Below are 9419 nucleotides of genomic sequence, written 5' to 3' on the forward strand. Positions count from 1 at the left end.
GCGCCCGCCTGCTCGCGCAGGGGGATGGAACGGCAAGGGCGCATCTCCGCCGCTACGCTGCCTGACGCCGCCTTGGCGGATCTCCGGCTAGCCCAGCTTCAATAATTCCACTGTAATTGTGTCCGGATGAGCTGCCCTTCCGCACGCCCGATGCGCCGCTCGTCCGGCTCCCGCCGCGTCATGTCGGCATAAGCGATGGTCAGCTCCAGCGGCTCGATCGGCTGGAACTCGATGCCCAACTCCAGCTCGTTCGTTTCCAGGCGCGGCGCATTGGTGCTCGCTTTCCACCCGCCGCGGTAACGTTGCCAGCGGACATAAGGCATGAACGGGCCCAGCACGCTGTTTCGCACCCGCGCCATGCCCTGCACATAGCCGCCGTTCAGATCGCGGGTCTCGATCGTTCCGGTAATCGGGTCGAACTCGGGCCCGCGGCCCCAATTCCATTCCGCCTGAAAGCCGAACGGCTGGGGATAAAGGATGGCGTGAATGCCCACGCGCTCGTCCTTGAAGCTCGTGTCGCTCACCCCGCCGGTCCGCACCTCCGGCTGCACGCGATTACGCATCGCCGCGCCGCCAATTTCCAGAACCTGCCCCGTGAAGGCCCCGCCAAGGCCGTCCAGCGCGAATGGCCAGGTCGCCATCGCCACCGTCATCAGGCCGTTGTTGCGCTCGCGGCGATTGATGCCCTGGCCATTGTAGACGGCGACACCGAACGCGCCATAATTGCCGAACAGCTTCTGCCCATCCTCCTCCAGCCGATCCCAGACCCGCTGAACGGCAGGCGGCGTGAAATAGCCGACGACGCCGATGTCGCGTTCGGACGGAATGGCGCTGTTGATCCCGTCGGACCGGTCCAGCGTCAGTCGACTGGACGATGATTGCAGATTTTCCCAGCCGAACGGCACCTTGGACTGGCCGAAGCGCAGGCGGAACCGGTGATCGCCGCCCGGAAACCAATCCACATAAGCGTCGCGCAGCTGAACGAAGCCTTCGCGGCTCTCGTCATTGGATTGGTTGCTGACCGAATTGGCGAAATCCGGCTGGAAGTAGAAGGAAACATCGTCGGAAATATCGCCCGACAGGACCAGCCGGATGCGGCGGAAGGTGAAACCACCCTGGTCGGTGATGCCGCTGTCGTGGGGGCTGCGCAGGCGTGATTGGCCTTCCGGCGCGGTCGCATCCCCGGCGATGATTTCGTTAAGGCGCAGCTGCGTATATCCGCGCAGGCTGATGCGCTGATACCAGGCGCGCGTGTCCGCGGCCGTCGCATCGGCCAGCGCGACGGGCGCCGAAGCGGGCGGGGCGGTCGGGGTGAGAGGCTCCGGCGACGCGCTGACCTGCGCGGATTGCTGTGCCGACGCGGTGGTTCCGGCCTGTCCGGCCGCCGCCGGCGTGCTCTCCGCCACGGCTCGCGCCTGCGTCGGCGCGCTGACGACCGGAGCCGCCGCCGAGCGGGTCGGTGCCGTTTCTGTCTCGGCCGCCGGGGCGCTGGCGGCCCTGGCGCGTTGAAGGGCGATCAGTTCCTGAAGCTGCGCCTTCAGTTCATCGATCTGCCGCTGCAATTCCTGCACCGTCTGTGCCTGTGCCGGAAGCGGCAGCATCGCCGTTCCGAGCATCAGCCCCGCGATCCGCAGGTGATGCCTCATCGTCCGTTCCTCGATACCCTCCCGAAAGTCCGTACGCGCTCCTTCGGGCTAAACGCGCAGCCCTATGGCCGATCGCCATGGCAGGCAATCGGGCATCGGGCAGGCCATGGCCGGAATTGCGGGGTAGCGCGCTAGACTGCCTGATCCACCACGACGCGCGCGATCAGGTCGCGCTGGATCTCGTTCGATCCGGCATAGATGCTGGCGGCGCGGTTGTTCAGATATTTGGGCATGGCAATGGCGATCGCGTCCGGCGCATCCTCGACCGGGCCGTGCCAACCGGCGGCGATTTCCAGCGCCAGCAGGTCGATCCGCTGCGACGTTTCGGTGCCCAGCACCTTCAGCATGGACGGGCGCACCGCATCCGTCGGCCCACCGCCTTCCAGGCCGGCCAGTTCGATCGCCCGCAGCGCGTCCACGGCAATGGCCTCGCGCGCCAGCCGCTCGCGATTGCCCTCATGCTCCAGCCATCCGGTCGCCTGCGCCGCCTCACGCACCATGTCGAGAAAGGCGGCAAGCCCCGGCGCATAGCGGCCGGACCGCTCAAAGGTGAGCAGGTGCTTGGCCACCGTCCAGCCGTCATTCTCCTCACCCAGCCGCCCGCTCACCGGCACGCGCACGTCGTCGAAGAACACCTGGTTGAACTCATGCTCGCCGGCCAGGGTATGGATTGGGGAGACGGTGATGCCCGGCGTGTTCATTTCGAGCAGCAGGAAGGTGATCCCCGTCTGCGGCCGGCCTTCCGTACTGGTCCGCACCAGGCAGAACATGCGGTTGGCGAAATGCGCGTGGGTGGTCCAGATCTTGGAGCCGTTCAGCACGTAATGATCGCCGTCGCGCACCGCGCGCAGCTTCAGCGAGGCGAGGTCGGATCCGGAGCCCGGTTCCGAATAGCCCTGGCACCAGCGATCCTCGCCGGAAAGGATGCGCGGCAGCAGCGTCGCCTTCTGCTCGGGCGAGCCATAATGCATGATGACGGGCGCGACCATCTTCAGCCCCATGGGCGACAGGCCCGGCGCATGGGCACGGGCATATTCCTCCGCCCAGATATAGCGCTGGATCTCATTCCATCCGGTGCCGCCATATTCGACCGGCCAGTCCGGTGCGGCCCAGCCCTGCTGGTGAAGGATGCGCTGCCAAGTGTCGGCAACATCGGGATGCAGGAACACGCTGGTTCCCCGCCGTGCGCCGCGCCGCAATTCCGGCGTCAGCTTTTCCGACAGGAACTGGCGCACCTCCTCACGAAAGGCGTGCGCTTCTGCGCTATTCAGGCTCTCCATGCCGATCACCGTGCGCCGCCGCGCTGGCGGGCGCACCTGACGCTCCTGTCAGGTCGGCGGGGGGCCCGCCTGAAGCGCTGCGCTTCAGGCGTGCGGGCCCAGGAAGCCGTGCCCGGTCGCAATCTGGATCATTCGCGCCCGCGTCGTCGCGCCGAGCTTTTCCGCCGCGTTGCGCAGATGGAAGCGAACCGTTGACACCGACAGCGACAGGATCGTGCCAATCTCCGCATTGGTCTTTCCGGCCGCCGCCCAGCGCACGCATTGAGCCTCGCGCGCGGAGAGCTGACCCGGCGGCGTGCGGGCGCGGCGGGTGGTCAGCTCGGTATGGGCGGCAAGGAAGCGAAAGGCGAGGGCGAACATCCGCTCGGCATCGCGCGCGAACACCGCCGCCATGTCGATCGGCTCCACCGCCACCCACAGCACCGTGCCCACCTGGCCGCCCGCCAGGTGCACCGGCGCGATCAGGGCCGCGCTGAATCCGAACTCCTGCTTCACATGGGAGCAGTCGATCGCCTCGAGCGCGCTGGTCGCCCGCCACGATCCAAGCCGGCCGTCCTGATACCAGATCGGTTCGGCAAAGATGCGCGCGGCATGAAGAAAGGTGGATCGCAGCGCCAGGCTGCGGTTCTGCCAATAGCATGCGCTGGAAGGCTGCCACGGCATGCGCGCGGCATAGGCCTGACCATTGCGGTCCGCCATCGGCGCCGCGTCGCCGAGGTCGCTTTGCGCCGCCACGAAGGGCAGGCCGGCGCGCTGGCCGGCTGCAACCACTTCATCGGCCAGGGCGTCGACATCGTCCCATGACAGGGCTGTCGGCTTGATAGAATGCATTGGCGCTCCCGCTCCCCTGCGGGATCGCTAGCCTTCGGCTGCCCCCCCGACAAGGCCGCCCCTTGCCATGGCGGCGAGTTCGCGTCATCCACGCACCGTAACTATAGTTATGGTGTGAAAGGGAGAGGGATGAGCGAAGAGTTCGCAGGGAAGCATGTGTTCGTCGCCGGTGCGTCGAGCGGCATCAATCTGGAAATCGCCCATGGCTTCGCGCGCGCCGGCGCGAAGGTCACGGTGTTGAGCCGCAGCGCCGACAAGATCGAGGCTGCCGCGGCCGGGATCCGCGAAACCGGCGCCGAGGCGATCGGCATTTCCTGTGACGTGCGCGACTATGAAGGACTGGAGGCGGCCTATGCCCAGGCGACCGCCAAGTTCGGCTCGGTCGATGTGCTGGTATCGGGCGCCGCCGGCAACTTTCTGGCGCCGGCGGTGAAGCTGTCGGCCAATGCGTTCAAGACGGTGGTCGACATCGACCTGCTCGGGACGTTCAACGTCTTCCGCGCCAGCTACGATCACCTCACCAAGCCGGGCGCCTCGCTGATCGCGATCACTGCGGGCCAGGCGGTGCATCCGTCGGCGTTCCAGATCCATGCCTGCGCTGCCAAGGCGGGCGTGAACATGGTCACCAAGTGCCTGGCGCTCGAATGGGGCCCCGCCGGCATTCGCGTCAACGCCATCTCGCCCGGTCCGATCGGCGACACGGAGGGCATGAAGCGGCTGGGCGGCGATCCGGCGCGTGAGGCTCAGATCAAGGGGCGCCTGGCGCTCCGCGACTATGGCACCAAGGCGGATGTCTCCGAAGCCGCGCTGTGGCTGTCCAGCCCGGCCGCCAAATATGTCACCGGCACGATCCTGAACGTGGATGGCGGCAACGATTTGGGGGATGCCAGCGCCAACGCGCTCGGCTGATCGGCCTCGATCGGTGCGAAGGGGCGGTTCGCCTCTTCGCACCCGGCGCATGTGGTCAGCCGCGCTTGGCCCCGATTCCCAGGTCGGCCGGCCCGAAGGCGTCGGGCAGAAGCTGGGACAGGAGGTAGCTCGTCACGGCGTCACCTTGCGCACCCGCGCAATGAACGCGGATGTCGCGGCCGCCGATCTGCGCTGCTTCGTTGATCACCTGGCGGCACCGGCCGCAGGGGCGCACCACGTCCTCGCCGGCGATCGCGCCGTCGCGGATCAAGCCGCCGACCACGCCGATCGCAACAACGTCGGCCAGCCGGCCCTGCGCGTTCGCCGTCGCCAGCGCCACCGTCTCGGCGCAGAGCGACAGACCGTAGCTCGCATTCTCGAAATTCGCGCCCTGCACCACCGATCCATCGGTCAGCAGCACCGCGGCTCCTACGCCGAAGCCGGAATAAGGCGCATGGGCGTTGCCCGCCGCCACCCGCGCCAGCGCGATCAGATGCTTGGCTTCGTCGCTCATGATGCTGCTACATTCCAGTTCACCGGCCCCATGATCCCGTCGATCCGCCGCACGTCGCTCGCCCGCCACATGCGCCACGGCCGCGCGGCATAATCGGGCATGAAGAAGTTGCCCATGGCCCAGATCGGGCGGGGCAGGGCATCGGCCAACTCGTAATCCTTCTCGAAATCGCGCGATACCCGCAGCAGCACCGGCTTGCCGGTATGCGCTTCGATCAGGTCGGCGGCACGCTTCACCTCTTCGATCAGCACCTGCCGCTCGGGCCGGTTGGTGCAGCCTTCGGCATAGTGGAAGTCGATTGCCGCGGGCAGGGCAGCGTCATCGCGCGGCACCATGGTGTTGAAGGCGTTGGCCTGGTCGATGCCCGGCTCGCACAGTGACCATATATGCACCGCACCGCGCCGCAGCCCGGCCCCCGCCATGTTCTGCCAGTTTTCCTCGAACCGCGCATCACGGCGCTGTGCGCCATAGGTCGCGATGGCATAGGCAAAGTCGGCCCCGCCGCCGGCCACCACCTTCCATTCGACTGCGCCATTCGCTTCGCCAACGTCCACGCCCTGCACGGCGAACTTCTCGCTCGCCGGACGCCAGCGCACCGCTTCGCGCCAGGCGAACGCGCCCACCACGGCAAGCACGGCAAAGATCAGGAGGAAACGCCTCACCCGAAACACGTCAGTTCAACCCTTGATATGAAGGACGCAAATCAGCGTGAAGAGCCGCCGCGCCGTGTCGAAGTCGAGATCGATCTTGCCTTGCAGCCGCTCCATCAGCAGCTCGGCCGCTTCGTTGTGAACGCCGCGCCGGGCCATGTCGATCGTCTCGATCTGCTGCGGCGTCGCCTGCCGGATCGCCTGATAATAGCTGTCGCAGATGGCGAAATAATCGCGGATCGGCCGGCGAAACCGGCCCATGCCAAGAATATGCGCCTCCAGAAGGGTGCCGTCCTCGCGCTTGATCTGCATGACCAGCCGCCCCTCTTCAACGGACAGCGCCAGCCGGTACGGCCCGGCATAGCCGTCGGGATGTTGCTTCTGCGGGGCGAAGTGATTGCCCTCGATCAGGTCGAAGATCGCGATCCGGCGCTCCTGCTCGATATCGGCAGAGCGCCACAAAATAGTGCGCTCGTCCAATTCGATGTCGATGATCCGCGGATCGGGCATTGGCCCGCGATAGAGGCCAAACGCCGTCGCGACAATTCTCGTTATCCACAGCCCCGCCGGTTCCCGTTTTGGATGAGCGGGGGTAGAAGCGGGCGGATCATGGCGACTCTGGCTTTCCCCCATCCGGCCCCGGCCGAACCCCTTCAGCTGCCGCGCAATGTCGAGGCCGAGGCCGCGCTGCTCGGCGCGATGATGATCGACAACCGGCTGGCCGACGATGTCGTCGACCGGCTCGACCCGGCGCATTTTTTTGAACCGGTGCACGGCCGCATCTTCGCCGCGATCAAGACGCTGCGCACCAATGACATGCTTGCCACGCCGGTCACGCTGCGCCCGATGTTCGAGGCGGACGAGGGGATGCGCGAGCTTGGCGGCCCGGCCTATCTTGCCCAGCTGACGGGCTCGGGCGCGGGGCTGATCGGCGCACGGCAATTCGCGCAGCAGATCTATGATCTCGCCATGCTCCGCTCGCTCGTCACCGTCGGGCGCACTTTGGTCGATCGCGCGATGGACACGTCGGAGGAGGTGAATCCGCGCGCCCAGATCGAGCTTGCCGAGGAAGAATTGTTCAAGGTCGCCGCTGACGGCACGACCGAGAATGCCATCAAGAGCTTCGCGCAGGCGACCAAGGTTGCGCTGAAGATGGCGGAGACGGCGCTCAATTCCGGCGGCAAGGTTTCGGGCATCACCACCGGGTTCGATACGGTGAACGCCCGGATCGGCGGCATGCACCGCTCCGACTTGATGATCCTCGCCGGCCGTCCCGGCATGGGCAAGACCTCGCTCGCCACCAACATCGCCTTCAACGCCGCGCAGCGCTGGATGATGGACATGAAGGCGGGCATCGCGCCCAGCGAGTCGATCGGCGCAAAGGTCGCCTTCTTCAGTCTCGAAATGTCCGCCGATCAGCTGGCCACGCGTATCCTGGCGGAGCAGTCACGCATCACGTCGGAAAAGCTGCGCCGCGGCGACATCAGCCGGGCCGAGTTTCACCAGCTTGCGGCGGCGGCGGCGGATCTCGAAAGCCTGCCGCTTTTCATCGACGACACCGGCGGCCTTTCGATCAGCGCGCTGCACACCCGCGTGCGCCGGCTGCAACGTCGACACAATAATGAAATTGGCCTGGTTATCGTTGATTACCTTCAGCTCCTCAGCGGCAGTGGCAAGTCGAGCGACGGCAATCGCGTGCAGGAAATCTCGGAGATCAGCCGCGGTCTGAAGACACTGGCGAAGGATCTGCACGTCCCCGTGCTTGCGCTCTCCCAGCTCAGCCGTGCGGTGGAGCAGCGCGAGGACAAGCGCCCGCAGCTGTCTGACCTTCGTGAATCCGGCTCGATCGAGCAGGACGCCGACATGGTCTGGTTCGTGTTCCGCGAGGATTATTACGTCGCCGCCAAGGAGCCCAAGCGACCGACGGAGGGCGATGCGGCCAAGATCTTCGAGGATCACGCACAATGGGCCAGCGACATGGAGCGCGTGTTCGGCCTGGCCGAGCTGATCATCGCCAAGCAGCGCCACGGCGCGACTGGCAAGGTGACGATGAAGTTCGATCCCGCCGTGACGCGCTTCAGCGACTACGCGGGCTATTGAGGGCGCGTCCTGCTCAATCGACGGCAGGACATCGCCTCATCCGAACGTCATCCCGGACCTGATCCGGGTCCGTGCCGCCGCCAGCAAGGTCGCTAATGGTAGCAGGGGGCTTTGCCAGATCCGTCACCCCGGCCTTGTGCCGGGGTCCAGCGTTCCGCGAACTCTAAAGCTTGGAGTGGCGAGGCATCCTGGGTGCCAGGACAAGCCCGGCATGACCTGGCGTTGAAAGCACCTCCCCGGCGAAGGCCGGGGTCCAGGTGGGACAGCGTTGGCAGACTTCGGTGTGCCTGCCAGCCTTGTCGCGCAGTTGCGCCCCGGCCATCGCCGGGGAGGCGGATCAATCTGGTTGGACCAAACCCCAGAGGATACGGTAGGCCTTGGTCAGCGTCACCGCGCCAACCCAGACGAAGCCTCAGAATACCGGTTCTTCGCCCGGCTTCTCCGGCACGTGGATCCCGCATTCCACCTTTTCCCACCCGCGCCAGCGCCCGGCGCGCGGGTCTTCGCCCGGCAGCACCTTGGACGTGCACGGCTTGCACCCGATCGACGGATAACCGTCCGCCTCCAGCGGATGGCGCGGCAGCTCATACTGCGCGAAATAGGTCTCCAGCCGCTCCTTGTCCCAGTCGGCGAGCGGGTTCAGCTTCAGCCGACCATCGTCGATCTCGAACCGCGGCAGCGCGGCGCGGGTTGAGGACTGGAAGCCCTTGCGGCCGGAAATCCACGCATCGAACGGTAACAGGGCACGGCGCAGCGGCTCCACCTTGCGGATCTCACAGCAGCCGTCCGGGTCATAGGACCAGCGCAGCCCGGTCGCGTCCTTGGCGGCCAGGATCCGCGGGTCCGGCCGGAATACCCGCAGGTCGGTCAGCCCAAGCCGCTCGGACAATTCATCCCGATATTCAAGCGTTTCCCCGAACATCTTCTGCGTGTTGGTGAAGACGACGGGGACATCCTTGTCGACCTGCGCGATCATGTGCAGCAGCACGGCCGATTCCGTGCCGAACGAGGAAACCGCGGCGATGCGGCCCTTGAGCTCGCCAGTCAGCAGCTCGGCCAGCATGTCCTGGGTAGAAACGCCCGCAAAGCGCGCCTCCATCGCCGCTGCATCCACGCTGGTGAAGGCGGGGGCAACGTCGATCGTGTCGAGGCGGCGAGCGGCATTAGCCATGACGTAACTTCCATATGGGTGTCGCGGTGTCGGCGGCGCGCTGATAGGGATTGGCATAGCGATCAAGGCTGCGCTGCAGCGTCTCGGCATCAACCGGCGCCTCGGGGGCGAAGCTGTCGAAGCCGCAGCGGCGCATGTGCGGGATCTGATCAACCAGCACGTCGCCCGCCGCCCGCAGCTCGCCGGTATAGCCCGCTTCGCGCAGGATCCGGGCCGCGGAATAGCCCCGCCCGTCGCGATAGGTGGGGAAGCTCACTTCCACCAGCGCGAGCTGCCCGATCTGCGGCAACAGCGCACGCGCATCGTCCCCCGCCTCCA

10 protein-coding genes are annotated in these 9419 nt (G+C 66.4%); 2 read left to right on the forward strand and 8 right to left on the reverse strand.

Annotated features, from left to right (window positions below):
• Positions 1 to 98: 98 nt before the first annotated feature.
• The 3 genes from AX702_RS20135 to AX702_RS20145 all read right to left on the reverse strand — a co-directional run bounded on the left by AX702_RS20135 (position 99) and on the right by AX702_RS20145 (position 3757).
• The gene (locus AX702_RS20135; protein ID WP_066782169.1) at positions 99 to 1646 is read right to left on the reverse strand and encodes a porin; all 1548 of its coding nucleotides are present in this window, start codon (positions 1644 to 1646) and stop codon (positions 99 to 101) included.
• 131 nt (positions 1647 to 1777) lie between these two features.
• Positions 1778 to 2962 (reverse strand): acyl-CoA dehydrogenase family protein, encoded by a 1185-nt coding sequence (locus AX702_RS20140; protein WP_331710431.1) that lies wholly within the window; start codon positions 2960 to 2962, stop codon positions 1778 to 1780.
• 48 nt (positions 2963 to 3010) lie between these two features.
• Complete coding sequence (locus AX702_RS20145; protein ID WP_066782170.1) at positions 3011 to 3757, reverse strand: helix-turn-helix transcriptional regulator; 747 nt, start codon at positions 3755 to 3757, stop codon at positions 3011 to 3013.
• A gap of 129 nt (positions 3758 to 3886) precedes the next feature.
• Here AX702_RS20145 and AX702_RS20150 point away from each other — a divergent pair, with 129 nt between their 5' ends.
• Positions 3887 to 4666, forward strand: a complete 780-nt coding sequence (locus AX702_RS20150; RefSeq protein ID WP_066782171.1) for an SDR family oxidoreductase — start codon at positions 3887 to 3889, stop codon at positions 4664 to 4666.
• A 55-nt stretch (positions 4667 to 4721) separates the two neighbouring features.
• Here AX702_RS20150 and AX702_RS20155 read toward each other — a convergent pair whose 3' ends face one another.
• Genes AX702_RS20155 through AX702_RS20165 form a run of 3 tightly spaced genes read right to left on the reverse strand, consistent with a single transcriptional unit; the run spans position 4722 to position 6340 of the window.
• A complete protein-coding gene (locus AX702_RS20155) occupies positions 4722 to 5180 on the reverse strand; it encodes a cytidine deaminase (RefSeq protein WP_066782172.1) in 459 nt (152 codons plus the stop codon).
• Positions 5177 to 5842 (reverse strand): GH25 family lysozyme, encoded by a 666-nt coding sequence (locus AX702_RS20160; protein WP_197420703.1) that lies wholly within the window; start codon positions 5840 to 5842, stop codon positions 5177 to 5179. The genes AX702_RS20155 and AX702_RS20160 overlap by 4 nt, the downstream gene beginning before the upstream one ends.
• Positions 5843 to 5857: 15 nt before the next feature.
• Positions 5858 to 6340 (reverse strand): UPF0262 family protein, encoded by a 483-nt coding sequence (locus tag AX702_RS20165; protein ID WP_066782174.1) that lies wholly within the window; start codon positions 6338 to 6340, stop codon positions 5858 to 5860.
• 99 nt (positions 6341 to 6439) lie between these two features.
• On the opposite strand from AX702_RS20165, the gene AX702_RS20170 reads away from it, so the two are divergent.
• On the forward strand, positions 6440 to 7930 hold the full coding sequence (locus AX702_RS20170; protein ID WP_066782175.1) for a replicative DNA helicase: 1491 nt from the start codon (positions 6440 to 6442) through the stop codon (positions 7928 to 7930).
• Between the two features lie 412 nt (positions 7931 to 8342).
• Here AX702_RS20170 and AX702_RS20175 read toward each other — a convergent pair whose 3' ends face one another.
• Positions 8343 to 9101 carry a phosphoadenylyl-sulfate reductase gene (locus tag AX702_RS20175; protein ID WP_066782176.1) on the reverse strand — a complete coding sequence of 253 codons (759 nt, stop codon included), beginning with the start codon at positions 9099 to 9101 and terminating at the stop codon, positions 8343 to 8345.
• The coding region (locus tag AX702_RS20180; RefSeq protein ID WP_066782177.1) for a DUF934 domain-containing protein at positions 9094 to 9419 on the reverse strand (326 nt) is incomplete at its 5' end. The genes AX702_RS20175 and AX702_RS20180, both read right to left, overlap by 8 nt.

This window comes from Sphingomonas sp. CCH5-D11 (genome assembly GCF_001557395.1).
Lineage (GTDB): Bacteria > Pseudomonadota > Alphaproteobacteria > Sphingomonadales > Sphingomonadaceae > Sphingomonas.